12 protein-coding genes are annotated in these 15978 nt (G+C 50.9%); 9 read left to right on the forward strand and 3 right to left on the reverse strand.

Going from position 1 to position 15978, the window contains the following annotated elements:
• Positions 1-117 precede the first annotated feature (117 nt).
• From rsmA to BACSA_RS08130, 3 genes are all read left to right on the forward strand, one after another.
• The gene (gene rsmA / locus BACSA_RS08120; protein ID WP_013617628.1) at positions 118-909 is read left to right on the forward strand and encodes a 16S rRNA (adenine(1518)-N(6)/adenine(1519)-N(6))-dimethyltransferase RsmA; all 792 of its coding nucleotides are present in this window, start codon (positions 118-120) and stop codon (positions 907-909) included.
• 146 nt (positions 910-1055) lie between these two features.
• Positions 1056-2396: a magnesium transporter gene (gene mgtE, locus BACSA_RS08125; protein WP_013617629.1), complete on the forward strand. Its 1341-nt coding sequence runs from the start codon at positions 1056-1058 to the stop codon at positions 2394-2396.
• Positions 2397-2519: 123 nt separating this feature from the next.
• Complete coding sequence (locus BACSA_RS08130; RefSeq protein ID WP_013617630.1) at positions 2520-4322, forward strand: DUF349 domain-containing protein; 1803 nt, start codon at positions 2520-2522, stop codon at positions 4320-4322.
• Positions 4323-4410: 88 nt separating this feature from the next.
• Here BACSA_RS08130 and BACSA_RS08135 read toward each other — a convergent pair whose 3' ends face one another.
• The 3 genes from BACSA_RS08135 to BACSA_RS08145 form a co-directional block, all read right to left on the reverse strand.
• Entirely contained in the window at positions 4411-5832 is a 1422-nt protein-coding gene (locus tag BACSA_RS08135; RefSeq protein WP_041583942.1) for a sialate O-acetylesterase, read from the reverse strand.
• Positions 5833-5837: 5 nt separating this feature from the next.
• Positions 5838-6947 carry an SGNH/GDSL hydrolase family protein gene (locus BACSA_RS08140; protein WP_013617632.1) on the reverse strand — a complete coding sequence of 370 codons (1110 nt, stop codon included), beginning with the start codon at positions 6945-6947 and terminating at the stop codon, positions 5838-5840.
• An 80-nt stretch (positions 6948-7027) separates the two neighbouring features.
• Complete coding sequence (locus BACSA_RS08145) at positions 7028-9334, reverse strand: TonB-dependent receptor domain-containing protein (protein WP_013617633.1); 2307 nt, start codon at positions 9332-9334, stop codon at positions 7028-7030.
• 415 nt (positions 9335-9749) lie between these two features.
• Here BACSA_RS08145 and BACSA_RS18900 point away from each other — a divergent pair, with 415 nt between their 5' ends.
• From BACSA_RS18900 to BACSA_RS08175, 6 genes are all read left to right on the forward strand, one after another.
• A complete protein-coding gene (locus tag BACSA_RS18900; RefSeq protein ID WP_013617634.1) occupies positions 9750-11138 on the forward strand; it encodes a sensor histidine kinase in 1389 nt (462 codons plus the stop codon).
• The gene (locus tag BACSA_RS08155; protein ID WP_013617635.1) at positions 11135-11827 is read left to right on the forward strand and encodes a response regulator transcription factor; all 693 of its coding nucleotides are present in this window, start codon (positions 11135-11137) and stop codon (positions 11825-11827) included. The genes BACSA_RS18900 and BACSA_RS08155 overlap by 4 nt, the downstream gene beginning before the upstream one ends.
• Positions 11828-11905: 78 nt before the next feature.
• A complete protein-coding gene (locus BACSA_RS08160; protein WP_013617636.1) occupies positions 11906-13456 on the forward strand; it encodes an ATP-binding protein in 1551 nt (516 codons plus the stop codon).
• A gap of 8 nt (positions 13457-13464) precedes the next feature.
• Complete coding sequence (locus tag BACSA_RS08165; RefSeq protein WP_013617637.1) at positions 13465-13965, forward strand: NUDIX hydrolase; 501 nt, start codon at positions 13465-13467, stop codon at positions 13963-13965.
• Between the two features lie 79 nt (positions 13966-14044).
• Entirely contained in the window at positions 14045-15124 is a 1080-nt protein-coding gene (locus BACSA_RS08170) for a TIGR04133 family radical SAM/SPASM protein (protein WP_013617638.1), read from the forward strand.
• Between the two features lie 10 nt (positions 15125-15134).
• Complete coding sequence (locus tag BACSA_RS08175) at positions 15135-15608, forward strand: radical SAM-associated putative lipoprotein (protein ID WP_013617639.1); 474 nt, start codon at positions 15135-15137, stop codon at positions 15606-15608.
• The last annotated feature ends 370 nt before the right edge of the window (positions 15609-15978 follow it).

A 15978-nucleotide genomic window follows, 5' to 3' on the forward strand; every position in this document is an offset into this window, starting at 1 on the left:
TAGTATTAAAGATTCAAATTTCATGTAATATTAAAGATTAATGCTTACCTTTGCAAGGTGCAAAGATAATATCTTGCCCGGATAAAAAAAGTTATTCACAAAGAAAATACACATAGAATGAAATTAGTCAAGCCCAAAAAGTTCTTAGGACAGCATTTTTTGAAAGATTTACAGGTTGCACAAGACATTGCCGACACAGTAGACACCTGTCCGGACTTGCCGATATTGGAAGTGGGTCCCGGCATGGGCGTATTGACCCAGTTCCTCATTCCCAAAGGAAGGCAGCTGAAAGTGGTGGAACTTGACTTCGAGTCAGTGGCTTACCTTCGTGAAAACTTTGCACAACTAGGAGACAACATTATCGAAAAAGATTTCCTGAAAATGGACCTTTCCGGACTGTTCGGAGGAAAGCCTTTCGTGCTGACCGGCAACTATCCGTATAACATCTCCAGCCAAATCTTTTTCAAGATGCTGGACTACAAAGACCTCATCCCCTGCTGTACGGGCATGATACAGAAAGAAGTGGCTGAACGCATTGCCGCCGCTCCGGGAAGCAAAACGTATGGCATACTGAGCATACTCATTCAGGCATGGTACAAGGTGGAATACCTGTTCACGGTTCATGAACATGTCTTCAATCCGCCTCCCAAAGTAAAGAGTGCCGTCATCCGCATGACACGGAATGACACGACTGATTTGGGATGCAACGAAAAGCTATTCAAGCAAATCGTGAAGACTACGTTCAACCAGCGGAGAAAGACTTTGCGCAATTCCATCTCCACGATTTTGGACAAAAGCCACCCGCTCAGTGCCGATGCCCTGTTCGACAAACGCCCTGAACAACTTTCGGTACAAGATTTTATCAGCCTGACCAACCGGGTAGAAGAAGCGATTTCAATTGACAATTAACAATTAATAATTAAAAAATTCGTTTGTCACGCCGAATTCTTGTACGCCGGATTATAATCCGCATCACCGGCAAACGGTTCGGATTACAAATCCGGACATAAACTTAAGAACTCAAAAACTAAAAAAACACCCATATATAATAAGGTATGGAAAGCGAAGAAATAAAGAAAGTATCCGAACTGATAGAAAACAAGGAATCGGACAAGCTGAAAGAGATGCTGAACGACCTGCACCCAGCCGACATTGCCGAGCTATGCAACGAACTGGATGCGGAAGAGGCGCGTTCTATCTACTTGTTATTGGATAACGAGAAAGCCGCCGATGTATTGATTGAGATGGACGAGGATGCCCGCAAGCGCTTCCTCGACCTTCTGCCTTCGGAAACCATCGCCAAGCGGTTCGTGGACTACATGGATTCGGACGATGCGGTTGACATTATCCGTGACATGGATGAAGACAAGCAAGAGGAAGTCCTCTCGCACATCGAAGACATCGAACAGGCTGGCGACATCGTTGACCTGCTGAAATATGACGAAGACACCGCCGGCGGTCTGATGGGTACCGAAATGGTCATCGTCAACGAAAACCTGAGCATGCCCGAATGCCTGCGCGAAATGCGCATCCAGGCAGAGGATATGGACGAAATCTATTATGTATATGTGGTAGATGACGATGAACGGCTTCGGGGCGTATTCCCATTGAAGAAAATGATTACCAGCCCCTCGGTATCGAAGGTGAAGCACGTGATGAAGAAAGACCCGATATCGGTGCATGTCGACACCCCATTGGACGAAGTGGTGCAAGTCATTGAAAAATACGACTTGGTGGCGCTTCCCGTCGTAGACAGTATCGGAAGGCTGGTAGGACGGATTACGGTCGATGACGTCATGGACGAAGTGCGCGAACAGGCAGAGCGCGATTACCAATTGGCTTCCGGTTTGTCGCAAGACGTAGAATCGCACGATAACATCTTCCGCCAGACCACCGCCCGCCTGCCCTGGCTCCTGATAGGCATGCTGGGAGGCATCGGCAACTCCATGATTTTAGGTAACTTCGACACGACCTTTGCCGCACATCCCGAAATGGCACTCTACATTCCGCTTATCGGCGGTACGGGAGGAAATGTCGGGACCCAGTCGTCCGCATTGGTCGTACAAGGGCTTGCCAACAGTTCGCTCGATGCCGAAAATACATGGAAGCAAGTGTTAAAAGAATCCGTCGTAGCGCTTATCAATGCCACCATCATTTCCATGCTGGTCTATATTTACAACTTCATCCGCTTTGGTGCAGACGCCACTGTCAGCTATTCGGTTTCCATCAGCCTGTTTGCCGTAGTGATGTTCGCTTCTATTTTCGGCACCCTTGTCCCGATGACGCTTGAAAAGCTGAAAATCGATCCGGCAATCGCTACCGGACCGTTTATCTCGATTACCAACGACATCATCGGCATGCTGATGTACATGGGAATTACCGTATTATTGGCATAAGTTTGAATAAAAATAAGGGCATATTGAAAAAAATTAGCAAAAAAGATATGAAAAACCGATTTTATTCTTTTAATTTGTAATTATAGAATAAACAAGCAAGACATTCTTTAAAATCTACATACGATGGAAGTAAACGAAACAAACCGCCCGCTAACTGAAGTTCCGGCAGAAAACCCTGCGGAAACTTCGGTTCCTACTGTTGAACAAACCGAAAAACCTGCGTATGCCCCGAAGCAAACCCAGGAAGAAGTAATCGAACGTTTAACAGAAATCAACAAAGATGCCTGCAATGCAGACAAACAAGAAATCGATTATTTAAAACAAACTTTTTACAAACTGCATAAAGCCGAACAAGAAGCAGCGCGTAAAGCCTTTATGGATGAAGGCGGAAATCCGGATGATTTCGTCCCTGCTCCCGATCCATGGGAAACGAGGTTCAAGGAAATCATGAGTTCCATCAAAGAAAAGCGAAGCATAATGGCAGCCGAGCAGGAACAGGAAAAAGAAGAAAACTTGCAGAAAAAGCTTGCCATTCTGGATAAAATGAAAGCGTTAACCGAGACAACGGAAGACACCAGCAAGATTTACAACGAGTTCAAACAACTCCAGCAAGAATGGAATGAAATCAAACAAGTGCCTGCAAACAAGGTGAATGAACTCTGGAAGTCGTATCAGCTTTACACCGAGAAATTCTATGATATGGTAAAACTGAACAACGAATTCCGCGAATACGATTTCAAGAAAAACCTGGAGCAAAAAACTCATCTGTGCGAAGCTGCCGAAAAACTGGCAGAAGAACCTGATGTAGTATCCGCTTTCCACCAATTGCAAAAACTGCATCAGGAATTCAGAAGCATCGGTCCTGTTGCCAAAGACTTGCGCGAAAGCATCTGGGCACGCTTCAAAGCTGCGTCTACAGCCGTAAACCGCCGCCATCAACAGCATTTCGAAATACTGAAAGAAAAGGAGCAAAACAACCTTGACCAAAAAACCGTTATTTGCGAAATTGCAGAATCAATGGACTATGACAGCTTGAAGACATTTGCCGACTGGGACAACAAAACACAAGAAATCCTCGCCCTGCAAGCTAAATGGAAAACCATTGGCTATGCCCCTCAAAAAATGAACGTCAAGATATTCGAACGGTTCCGCGCCGCATGTGATGAATTCTTTAAACGGAAAGCTGTTTTCTTTAAGCAAATCAAGGAAAACATGGCTGAGAACCTGGAGAAGAAGAAAGCGCTGTGCGAAAAGGCAGAGGCACTGAAAGACAGCACCGATTGGAAACAGACCGCCGAGATCCTGACCCAACTGCAAAAGGAATGGAAAACCATCGGTCCGGTGGCAAAAAAACATTCGGATGCCGTATGGAAACGCTTCATCGGCGCATGCGACTATTTCTTTGCCCAAAAGAACAAAGCCACTTCTTCACAACGTTCGGTAGAAGCAGAAAACATGGCAAAAAAAGAAGAAATTATCAAGCAATTGATTGCATTAGACGCTTCAGGGGTTACAGATAATAACACGACCGAACAAACACGTGCCTTAATCAAAGAATGGAACAGCATCGGTCATGTACCGTTCAAGGAGAAAGACCGCTTATACAATGAATTCCATAAATGGGTAGACAAATTATTCGACAAGCTAAATCTGTCTGCTACAGAACGGAAATTGAGCGATTTCAAGTCAGGTTTAAGTAAAGGCGATAGTTTATACCGCGACCGGGAAAAATTAGTACGCACCTACGAGAATCTGAAAAGTGACATCCAAACCTACGAGAACAACTTGGGCTTCCTTTCTTCCGCATCGAAGAAGGGCAATACGCTGGTAGCCGAAGTTACCCGTAAGATTGAACGCCTTAAAGGAGACATGGAGTTGGTACTGAAGAAAATCGCAGCCATTGACGAAAAGCTGAAAGAAGCCTGATTGACTATTTTTAATGTGCTAATAAATAATGTGGCAATGTGCTAATGTGAGAATAAATTAGCACATTGCCACATTGGCACATTCATACTCACCAGTTATCCGTACGGAACGGGAACAAGGGCAATTCACGCGTACCTGCCACATTGCCCGGCTGGAAATCGCGGAAACAATAACGCACCGCTACAGGATCAGGCACTTTATCGCACGTCACTTTTATCTGAAGATTGTTATACACTTCCGCTTTAGCCGGATAAAATACCTTATCGCTCCCTGCCACTTCAAATCCTTCCATATCGTTCAGCCGGTTGAATCCGTCCTCGGCGTCATTGAAAGAAAGGATTACACTCCCGTCTTTCACCTCCATTGATTTATAAGAGGGGCTGGTCTCCCTTATGCCCTTCACTCCGTAGGTACGCGCCAACGCCATATAGGCAAGACGTTTTCCCACATCCGTCTTGTTTTTCGGATGAACATTCTTCGCCTCATACGGTTCTACCAAATCATTAGTGGAAATCAGACCGCTATTCGATATGATTGACTGTGCCTTAAACTGCTGTTCACGCAGGAGCGCACTGCCTGTACCTTCATACGAGCCAAACGGGGCAATCTCCACGAAATAAAACGGCAATTCGCCCAGTCCCCACTCGCTGCGCCACAAGTCCACCATCGTCTTCAAACGCTCTGCATAGTCGGGATGCCCTACGTTCGATTCGCCCTGGTACCATAAAAAGCCCTTAATCGTATAGTTCTGCAAAGGTTTCAGCATACCGTTGTACATAATGACCGGACTCAGGTAGTGCCACCAGTCATGCGGTTCTTCCTTGCGGATGTCGCGTTTCAGGTCGATATCAGGATAGTTCTTTACGATGCTTTCCGGAAGCCAGCCTTCTACGGTCGTGCCTCCCCAACTGCAATTGATAATGCCGATAGGCACATCAAGCACCCGGTTCATCATCATGGCAAAATGGAATGCGGTGGCACTAAACATCGGGGCATTCTCCGGATTGCTCACCTTCCAGCTGCCTTTACAAGTCTCTACAGGCTTCAGCTGGCCGTTTTTCTCTACCGTAGCCACACGGATTCCTTTCCATTGCGATGCAGTAGCGATGGTTTCGTTCGCCCCTTCTATCGGGCAGTTCCAAAATCCGTTCAGCGGCATCTCCATATTCGATTGCCCCGAGCAGAACCATACTTCGCCTATGAGAATGTTACGCAATTGGGTCTCCTCGCCATCAGAGAACGTAATGCTTTGCGCCTCGTATGTAGCGGCAGGCGTCTGTACCTTTGCCAGCCACTTTCCCGAAGCGTCGCTCTTTACCGTATATACCCGGTCACTCCATGATACCCGCACACTCACTTCCGTATTCGGATTTGCCTTTCCCCATAATTTCACTTCGGTCTGTTGCTGAAGCACCATGTTGTCACTCATTATGTCGGGCAACGTAACTTTTGCCCATGCGCTTGCCTGCATAACCGCCAGCAAACACGCCATTACAATCCTTTTTCTCATATTTATTACCAATTCATTAGTTCCTTCAGATAAGACGTAAGCTCATTCGCCATTTTCTGTTGCTGGCGCATCGACGGATGCCAGTTGGCACCGTATCCCAACGAGCCTGTTTGAGGAGACATATCGAAACGGTACACCTCGGCATCTCCCGCTTGCTTCCGTTCCGCCTGAACGATATCCAACGCCTTCTTCACGTCTTCTAATGACTTTCCATTCAACATCGAACCGGTCAGCAAGACCAATTTTGCCTTCGGATAAACCGTGCGCAGATGAGCGGTGAATTTCCGATAAGCCTCCACAAGCAAACCGAAATCATATTTCCCGTCACCGGTATCATTCGTACCCAAATTAACGCAGACCACATCGGGCGTGTACAAGCTATGGTTCCACAATTCGGTAGGGTCGGTAAACATCACCTGCTCATACATCGCAGGCAGGCAATCCTTGCTGCCCGATACCGGCGCTCCGAAATTGCGGTAAATGCCGATACCCGAACGTGCCACCACCAAGTGCTGGGCATTCAGTGCACGCGCCGTACGTGCCGCATACGTATAGAAATGATTTTCCGTTTCGTAAGTGAAAGGGTCGTTCCGGTCGTCCGACTCCACCCCATAGCCGCATGTAATGGAATTGCCGATAAACTCGATGCGCCGCTCGGGCAGTTTCGGAGCTTCGGCAAGACTGCATCCTTCATCCAAATAAAATCCCTTGAAGACCGGTTTCAGTTCATATCCTTCCAATACATACATGATACGCGCCCGGTGTATGCCTGCCGGAAGCCCTTCGGCAAGGGTCAGTATCGAATCGTTCTTCGTAAAGCTGATGCGGTAAGGCAGGTGGTCGTCTATCTCCACCATAAAATCGCCGCTCCCCGGCTTTGCCTTCATCTGCAACGAAGTGCCCTCGAAATCGGCATAGATGCTTACGCCCGGATAAGTAAACGTAACCGCCTGCGGAATGCGGTGGCTGATGCGTCCCATATAGACAATACGTGCGTCATCGGCAGGAATAAATACGCGCCCTGCATCTTGCAAGCCGGCAAAAACAGAAGTACAAGTGAACCAGGCTACTAGTAGCAAACCTAAACGATACATAGTTTTCTTATGCGTTTTCATAATCTAACAAGTGTTTTTGCAAAAATAACGAAGATTAATCACACACGCTAATAGAATCTTATCCAATTTTACACAAAGCACTACATCCGCTCCATATCGCTTGCCGATGAGTTCTTGCCGCGGTACCTGTTCTTCAACTGATTGAAACGGAAGACCAGGCTGACGGAGAAATTCCATAGCTGGTAGTCTTCGGTCTGGGTGAAACGGAGGTTTCCCTCACGCTGCTCTTCGCGGAACTTCATGGTGCGCAGCAGGTCGTAAGCCTTCAGGCTGACGCTGAAACGTTTCTCGAAGAAATCTTTCTGCAATTCCAGATTCAGCATTTGGTAAGGACGGATAGACACACTCTCCAAATCGCCGCCGGAATAGAAGGCGTAATACACACTTAGCAGATAGTCTTTCGGGAATGTGAACTGCTGGTTGAGCGCAGCGGTACAGTTGGGCGAGTTGTATGCAAGCGGTTCTCCACGGTACATCACCTTGAAAAAGGGCTGGCTGATGCCCAACGTAAGGGAAGAATGCCAGACGCCGAACGTCTTCTGAATGTTCAGCGTCGCCTTCAGGTACTGGATGTGACCATAATTGCAGAAGGTGCTGATGATGCGGTTTTCCGCTTCTTCCTCTTGGCAGGTGGACAGGTGGTTCTTCTCGTACGTATAGCTCGCGCTAAAATAAAAAGGTTTGTGGCTGATGCTCCACTCCAGTTTGTACGCCGTGGCAGGCAGCAGCAGCGGATTGCCCCGCTGGTACATGAACTCGTTGCTGTAATAGACGGCGTTGCTCAGCTGGCGGAACGAAGGACGTGTGGTGCGCGACGAGAAAGACAGCGTCTGGCTCCAGCCGTTACGCTTGTAGCTGACGCTTGTCGAAGGATAGACGTTGTGAAAGCGGTGGGTCAGGTTGCCCGAAGCGTCCAGCCGGTCGCGGAACTTCATCTGCATATATTCGTAACGCACGCCTGCCCGGAAAGAAAAGTCGCCCGCCTCTGCCGACACGTCCGCAAACGCCGCCGCACGCACCTCGTCTTCATCGTAAAGCGAAGCCGCCACATTGTCTGCCGTGCTCTGCAGTTCGTTGTGCGTATGCACCCGGCTCACGTCGCTTCCAAAGCCTACCTGCACACCGGAGGCAGGGCGGTAATCGAACGCCAACTGACCCGAGGCAATCGACAAATTCCCCTTCCCACGGCTTTCTGTTTCCAGCCGATCGCCCGAACTTGTTTCCGCCGTCGCCTGCCGGTAGCGGTTCCGGTTGTACACAAAGTCGAGGTTGAGGGCGGACGAAAGCCGGTCGCTCCAGTCGGCGTTATGGAACAGGTTGGCGTGATACACGTCGGTGCGGTTCAGGTAATCGTTGTCGATGTCTTTTTCCGCCAAGGGTGCATGGCTCCACCCGTATGCCAGGTTCCCGGTACGGAACGTATAGTCACGTGTATGTGTGCCTTCCACCTTCGCCCCTATCACGTGACGGGCGGTAAGCTCGTAGTCGGCGTTGGCGTACCACGTATGTTGCTTCGTGTCGCGGCGGTCGCCCTGGTCGGGATTCCGGTACAGATACAGGCTGTCGCCCAACGCCAGCTCGTGCGATTGCGGCTGGTTCACCACCGAACGGTAATCGGCATACTGGTAATACGCCGACACGTGGAGCTTCCGGTTCCAGTAGTCGTAGCGCAGCGTCTCGTAGTCGGAATACCGCCTGCCCTGCTCCGACACGTGCTCCGCCAGCAAGGCATGCCCGTCGTCACGGCGCAAGGTATAGACCTTCAGCACCGCTTTCCCCTCGGCGTCGTAGCGTGCGCCCGGATTGGTAATCAGCTCCACCGAACGGATGTCTTGCGGCGTGAGCTGCTGCAGCTCGTTGGCACGCGCCTTGCGGTTGTTGATGTAAATTACCGGAGTGCCCAAGCCGAACACTTCCACCTCGCCCGACACGGTGAACGTCATCCCCGGCAACACCGCCAGCATATCGTTGATGCGGCGATATTGGCTCAACGTCGTGCCCTCCACGCGGGTCAGCAGCGCGCCGTCTTTCTGCTGATGAACGGGACGTTCCGCCACCACCTCCACGCCCTGCAGCCGAACGCTCTCTTCGCGCAGCGTCACTTCACCCGTAAAGCCGCTTGCCGGAACCGTGCACGAATGGTAGCCCAAGCACGAGAACCGCAGCAAGCCTTCGCCCGGAGCCGAAGCCTCCAGCGTGAAACATCCGTCGGCATCGCTCACCGTGCCAGCCACAAAAACCGAATCGGGCAGCGCGAGCAGCACCACATTGGCGTACGCCACTCCCCGATGCGCCTCATCCGTCACTTTTCCCGTCAGGCTGTCCGCCCCGATGCCTGCACAGACGCAGTGCAGCAACATCGCTGTAAAAATCATTCTTTTCATCATCGTATGTTTTGTTTTCGTTAAGATTTATCATTCCGTCCGCAGTCGGCAACACTTATCCTACAGGATTGGCATCATCCGAGCCTCCGACAGCACGAATCCTGTAGGATTGGCATCGTCCGAGCTTCCGACAGCACAAATCCTGCAGGATTGGCATCGTCCGAGCCTCCGACAGCACAAATCCTGCAGGATTGGCATCATCCGAGCCTCCGACAGCACGTATCCTGTAGGATTGGCATCGTCCGAGCCGCCGACAATGCTTATCCGGCTGGAACTCGCTGCAAAGTAACGGCAAAACTTCCCGGCGGCGAAAAATAATCCTTACCCGTGGGTTACGCCTATATTACTATTTTATTACTCCGCGCCACAGTTCCGGGTTTTTCCGCTATCTTTGTCGCGCACAATCAAATATACGCTTATGAAGAAATCAGTCCCTTGGATAAACCTCGTCACCATAGTCGCCTCGCTGTCCATTCTGATAGCGCAGGCAATCGGCTTCCGCCTGCAGTGCCGGCACGCGCTGGAGCAGGCGGTCGACGAACAGAAACGGCTGGTAGGACAATGCTGCGGCGACTTCTTCCGGCAACAGATGCAGATTCCGTCCGACAAAGGCTTCGTGGTCTACCTCTTTACCGCCGAAACCCATGAGCTACTGGACACCTACACTTCGGTGCCCGGCTCGTACGTTGAAAACGGCATCGTGCGGCTGAACCCTCGCCTGACGCTACAGACCGACACGTTCTACCTGCCCGCTTCCGTCTCGTACAACGACTGGAATATCCTTGCCACACGCTACGTAGCAAGCGAACGCGGGCTTGCCTCCCCACAAGCACTGGAAGCCTTCTTGCGCAAACGGCTGGACGAACCGGCACTCACGGTCACCGCCTCTGCCGGACGACAGCTGTTGGCGGACATCGAGACCGTGTCGGCAGGCAGTTTCTTCCGCCCCACGTACCGCCTGCAGTTCGGCATCAACCCCCTGAACCGGGAAAGCGTCTTCATCGGAGGCAGCCTCAAGACCGGCACGCTGCTGAAAGAGATATACTGGATGCTGGCGGCATCTGCCGTATGGGCAATCCTCCTGATGCTCTGCCTCATCTACCAGGCACGCACCATTCACGGCGAACGGAAGCTGAACCGCCTGCGCAACGACTTCCTGCACGCGATGATTCACGAACTGAAACGCCCCGTACAGTCGCTGAAAATCCTGATGTCGGTACTTAAGGACAAAGAAATGAGCCGCGATGAAACATTGCGCCGGGAAGCGGTTGCCGATGCGCAAGCAGAGCTGGACAACCTCTCCGCCTACTTCTCGAAGCTGCGCGACATGACCTACGGCGACTTCAAGGAAATCCCGCTCAACCGCACCGTGTTCAGCCTGAACGCCCTCCTCCGTCCGCTGGCGGAAAAGGCCGAAAGGCAGGGCGTGAGCATCCGCATCGACTCCGAGCCGCAAGACATCCTCGTGAAAGCCGACCGGATGCACATCAGCAACATCTTCAGCAACCTGCTGGAAAACGCCGTGAAGTATGCGCGGGGCGAAGCCGTCATTACAATCACCCTCCGCCAGACGGGCAACCGGACAGACATCGAAGTGAGCGACAACGGAAGGGGCATCCCAGCCGACGAACTGAAACACATCTTCGAGAAATTCTACCGCAGCCCGGCAGTGCGCCGCGAGAACATTCCGGGACTGGGACTGGGGCTGAGCTACGTAAAAAGCTTGGTGGAAGCCCACCGCGGGCACATCCGCGTAGAGAGCGAACCAAACCGAGGTACCACCTTTTATATATCTATACCGCAATGAACGATTCACCCTTAAAAATCCTGTTTGCCGACGACGACGCCACATATTCGTTGTTCTTGAAACGCTTCCTCGAAAAGGCAGGCTACGAAGTCGTACACGTGCCCGACGGGAAGCAGGCGCTGGAGCAGTTCCGCCTCTGCCGCCCCGACCTGGTATTGCTGGACATCAATATGCCGGAGATAAACGGCTTCGAGGTGGCACGGCAAATCCGCAGCTGGGACAAGAAAGTGCTGCTGTTCTTCCTGTCCGACCGCACCGAAATCTCCGACCGTCTGAAAGGTTTCAGCCTGAAAGGGAACGACTACATCCCCAAGCCCTTCTATCCCGAAGAACTATTGGCAAAGATAGAAGAACGTTTCGCGGACAGTACCGGCGAAGACAACCCGCACTACCAAGCTAGCCATACCCTCTTCTCGCCCGAAACCAACGAGCTGACCGTATGCGGCACGGCGCACACCGTCACCTCGCGTCAGGCGGAAATACTGACCCTGCTGTTCCAAAACATCAACCAGACCGTCTACCGCGAAGACATCCTGACCCACGTATGGGGAAACGACTCGTACGCCAACTCGCTTGCGCTGAACGTACAGATTTCTTACCTGCGCCACTACCTGAAAGACGATTCGGGCATACGCATCGAGTCTATCAAGAAAAAAGGCTACGTGCTGCGGACGGTCTCTCCCGAATAAATCGGCAGGCGATGCAGGATAAATCCGGCGAAATGCTTATTTTTGTGACATCGAATCACCCACTAAAACAAACGCAGTATGAACAAACTTTATCCGATAGGCATACAGAGCTTCGAAGAAATCCGAAAAGGAGGATACCATTATGTCGACAAGACCCGGCTGATTTACCAATTGGTCAAAACAGGGAAATATTATTTTCTAAGCCGTCCGCGCAGGTTCGGCAAGAGTTTGCTCGTCTCTACCTTGGAAGCCTATTTCAAAGGGAAAAAAGAATTGTTCACCGGACTGGCGATAGATACATTGGAACAAGAGTGGACGGAATATCCCGTATTGCACCTCGACCTGAACGCACAAAAATATGAGACACCGGACAGTCTGGAGAACATCTTGAACGATGCCCTCAACCGCTGGGAGAAACTATATGGCACCGCCCCGTCTGAGACTTCACTTTCCCTGCGGTTCAAAGGCGTTATCCAGCGTGCAGCCCAACTTACCGGACACAATGTAGTAGTATTAGTAGACGAATACGACAAGCCTCTGCTGCAAACTATCAACAACGAACCTTTGCAGGATGATTTCCGGAGCACCTTGAAAGCCTTCTACGGCGTGCTGAAAAGTTACGACAAGTATATCCGCTTCGCCCTGCTGACTGGGGTGACCAAGTTCAGCAAGGTCAACGTGTTCAGCGACCTGAACAACCTGACGGACATATCCATGGACCACAGATACGCAAGCATCTGCGGCATCACCGAGGAAGAACTGTTTCATGATTTCGAGGAAGACATCCGTATGCTGGGAGAAGCCAACCAACTGACACCCGAAGAGACCCGGAACAAGCTGAAAGACTGGTACGACGGCTATCACTTCGGCATCGAATGCCCGGACATGTACAATCCCTTCAGCTTGCTGAACACCTTCGCCCGGATGCGGTTCGGCAACTACTGGTTCGATACGGGTACGCCGACCTTCCTCGTGGAAGTGCTGAAGGAAAGCCGCTACGACCTGAACCGTCTGACCAACGAAATGGCAATGGCAGACTCATTGGGCGGCATCAACACGATGCGAAGAGACCCTGTCCCTATCCTCTACCAAAGCGGATACCTCACCGTAAAAGGATACGACGACGAGTTTCAGGTCTATTACTTGGGATTCCCCAACAAGGAAGTGGAGGAAAGCTTTACCAAGTTCCTCCTGCCCTGCTATGCCAACCTCGATTCAGGCAATCCCGCCTTCGAGCTGACCAGCTTTGTCAAGGACGTGCGCCAAGGAAACATCGATGCCTTTATGACCCGTCTGAAAAGCTTTTTCGCCGATACTCCCTACGAACTGATACGCGATTTGGAACTGCATTACCAGAACGTGATGTTTATCGTCTTCAAGCTATTGGGATTCTACACACAGGTAGAATATCATACAGCCAACGGAAGAATCGACCTCGTGGCAAAAACTGACCGATACATCTACGTAATGGAATTCAAGTTGGGAGGAACGGCGGAAGAAGCCTTGCAACAAATCGAAGACAAACAATACGCCAAGCCTTTCGAAACAGACCCACGCAAACTATATAAGATAGGAGTGAACTTCTGCAACCAGACGCGGAACATCGAAAAATGGTTGGTAAAAGAATAATAAAAGATATGACAAGCGACAACGAAAAAGAAATGTTCCCCATCGTAGACGAAGAGGGAAACATAACGGGAGCAGCCACGCGGGGCGAATGCCACAACGGAAGCAAACTGCTGCATCCGGTAGTACACTTGCACGTGTTCAACAGCCGGGGTGAACTGTTCCTGCAACGCCGTCCGGCGTGGAAAGACATCCAGCCCGGCAAATGGGACACATCGGTAGGCGGACACATCGACCTGGGCGAGAGTGCAGAAATGGCACTGATACGGGAGGCACGCGAAGAATTAGGCATTACCGGCTTCACGCCCCAACTCCTCACGCATTACGTCTTCGAGTCCGACCGTGAAAAAGAACTGGTGTTCAGCCACCGCACCACTTACGACGGCACCATCACGCCCAGCGACGAACTGGACGGCGGACGCTTCTGGACTTTAGAGGACATCCGGAAAGCATTAGGCACAGGCATCTTCACGCCTAACTTCGAAAACGAATTCAAACGGTTGGGCTTCTGAACGTAAAAAAACAGGACATGACATGCAGTATTCGAAGTTTTCTTTCATTTACTTAATAAAAATGTGAAAAACATTGTTTATGAAAGAATCACTTACACTGCGCAAACGTTTAGGGTTGGAAATCAACCGGAAGCTGACCGACAACCTTATCAAGGAACATCCCTTACGCCAACTGTTCTGGGAATGTACCCTGCGCTGTAACCTGCATTGCCGCCATTGCGGAAGCGATTGCAAGAAAATAGCCGGCTACCGGGACATGCCGAAAGAAGATTTCCTACGGGTGCTGGACAATGTAGCCAGCCACACCGACCCACACAAGGTATTCATCATCCTGACCGGAGGCGAACCGCTGGTGCGCGAAGATTTGGAAGCGTGCGGACGAGCCATTTACGAAAAAGGATTCCCCTGGGGCATGGTGACGAACGGATTGTTCCTTACTCCCGAACGGCTGGAAGGACTGATACAAGCCGGTATGCACACAGCTACCGTCAGTCTGGACGGATTCAAGGAAGAACACAACTGGATGCGCGGACATCCGGAAAGTTTCGACCGTGCCATCAAAGCCATCCGTATGCTGGCAGCCTTACCCGGCTTCGTGTTCGATGTAGTGACCTGCGTGAACAAGCACAATTACCCTTACCTGGAAGAACTGAAACAATACCTCATCGGCATCGGGCTGAAACGCTGGCGGCTCTTCACCGTGTTCCCCATAGGAAGGGCGGCGCACGATGCCGAACTGCAACTCTCCCCCGAAGAGTTCCGGGGGATGCTGGACTTCATCAAGCGCACGCGCCAATCCAGAGACATCCGCATCAGCTACGGATGCGAAGGCTTCTTGGGCAACTACGAAGGAGACGTGCGCGACCACCTGTTCAGTTGTCAGGCAGGCATCACCGTCGGCTCGGTACTGATAGACGGCTCCATCTCGTCGTGCCCCAGCATCCGCGCCGACTATCATCAAGGCAACATCTACCAGGACGAGTTCATGGACGTATGGAACAACCGCTTCCTCCCCTACCGCGACCGCGAATGGATGCGCACGGGCGAATGCGCCTCGTGCAGCTATTTCCGCTATTGCCGGGGCAACGGCATGCACTTGCGCAACGAAAAAGGCGAACTGCTGGTATGCCATTTGCACAAATTACTCACCCAATCATAAATCAAAGCGTATGAAAACAAACAAATGGATGACGCGCCTCCTGTCGGGCGCACTGATTTCTTTAGGGTTCACATCTTGCGACAACGAGACGACAGATGATGTTTACCCATTAGAATACGGAAGCCCTTCCGTAGACTATCGGGTAAAAGGCACCGTGACCGATGAAGCCGGAAACCCGATTGAGAACATTCGGGTCATTATCCGGAATGCGTGGGACAACACGCCCAATCCGTATATGGATGATACGGTCTATACCGACAAGCAAGGGGCATTTGCCAACGAAATGAACACTACCGGAGGTATCGGCAAGCAGAAAGTTTACTTCGATGACATCGACGGAGAAGCCAACGGAGGCACTTTCCAATCGGACAGCACGGATCTTGCCGATATGGAAAGCACGCAAGTGAAAGAAGGCTCAGGAAACTGGTACCAAGGGCAATACGAGTTCACCGTCGAAAAGAAGCTGAAGAAAGATACGGAATAAATGGCAAACGCATTCGGCTGCGAAAACCAACACGCCCTATTATCCTGCCAGTCCTGTCCTGCCAAGACTGCTGTCCTCTGCGGTCAGTACTCCAGTCCTAGCCTATCAGGACTGCAGTCCTGGCTACAAGGACTGAGGGAAGAAGCTATATGCATCGGGCCATGCAGCAATATCCCTTCACGATATCAACCTATTAAAAGGAATGGAACGCAAAGACGCAGAAGCGCAGAGTTTTTATCTTTGAGAGAGCCAAGAGTACAAAAGCTGGCATTGGGCTTCGCAACCTTTTACCTTCTCCAAATTATCCTTTCGCGCCTTTGCGCCTTTGCGTTCAATATAAAGAATCACCGGCTTTTCGCATTTCATTTCT

The organism is Phocaeicola salanitronis DSM 18170, from assembly GCF_000190575.1.
GTDB lineage: Bacteria > Bacteroidota > Bacteroidia > Bacteroidales > Bacteroidaceae > Phocaeicola > Phocaeicola salanitronis.

Coding starts and splice junctions, on each gene's coding strand:
- BACSA_RS08165 (WP_013617637.1), top strand. CDS start 13,465: ATGACAAGCGACAACGAAAAAGAAATGTTCCCCATCGTAGACGAAGAG.
- BACSA_RS08155 (WP_013617635.1), top strand. CDS start 11,135: ATGAACGATTCACCCTTAAAAATCCTGTTTGCCGACGACGACGCCACA.
- BACSA_RS08135 (WP_041583942.1), bottom strand. CDS start 5,832: ATGAGAAAAAGGATTGTAATGGCGTGTTTGCTGGCGGTTATGCAGGCA.
- BACSA_RS08140 (WP_013617632.1), bottom strand. CDS start 6,947: ATGAAAACGCATAAGAAAACTATGTATCGTTTAGGTTTGCTACTAGTA.
- BACSA_RS08170 (WP_013617638.1), top strand. CDS start 14,045: ATGAAAGAATCACTTACACTGCGCAAACGTTTAGGGTTGGAAATCAAC.
- BACSA_RS08145 (WP_013617633.1), bottom strand. CDS start 9,334: ATGATGAAAAGAATGATTTTTACAGCGATGTTGCTGCACTGCGTCTGT.
- BACSA_RS08175 (WP_013617639.1), top strand. CDS start 15,135: ATGAAAACAAACAAATGGATGACGCGCCTCCTGTCGGGCGCACTGATT.
- mgtE (WP_013617629.1), top strand. CDS start 1,056: ATGGAAAGCGAAGAAATAAAGAAAGTATCCGAACTGATAGAAAACAAG.
- BACSA_RS08160 (WP_013617636.1), top strand. CDS start 11,906: ATGAACAAACTTTATCCGATAGGCATACAGAGCTTCGAAGAAATCCGA.
- BACSA_RS08130 (WP_013617630.1), top strand. CDS start 2,520: ATGGAAGTAAACGAAACAAACCGCCCGCTAACTGAAGTTCCGGCAGAA.
- BACSA_RS18900 (WP_013617634.1), top strand. CDS start 9,750: ATGAAGAAATCAGTCCCTTGGATAAACCTCGTCACCATAGTCGCCTCG.
- rsmA (WP_013617628.1), top strand. CDS start 118: ATGAAATTAGTCAAGCCCAAAAAGTTCTTAGGACAGCATTTTTTGAAA.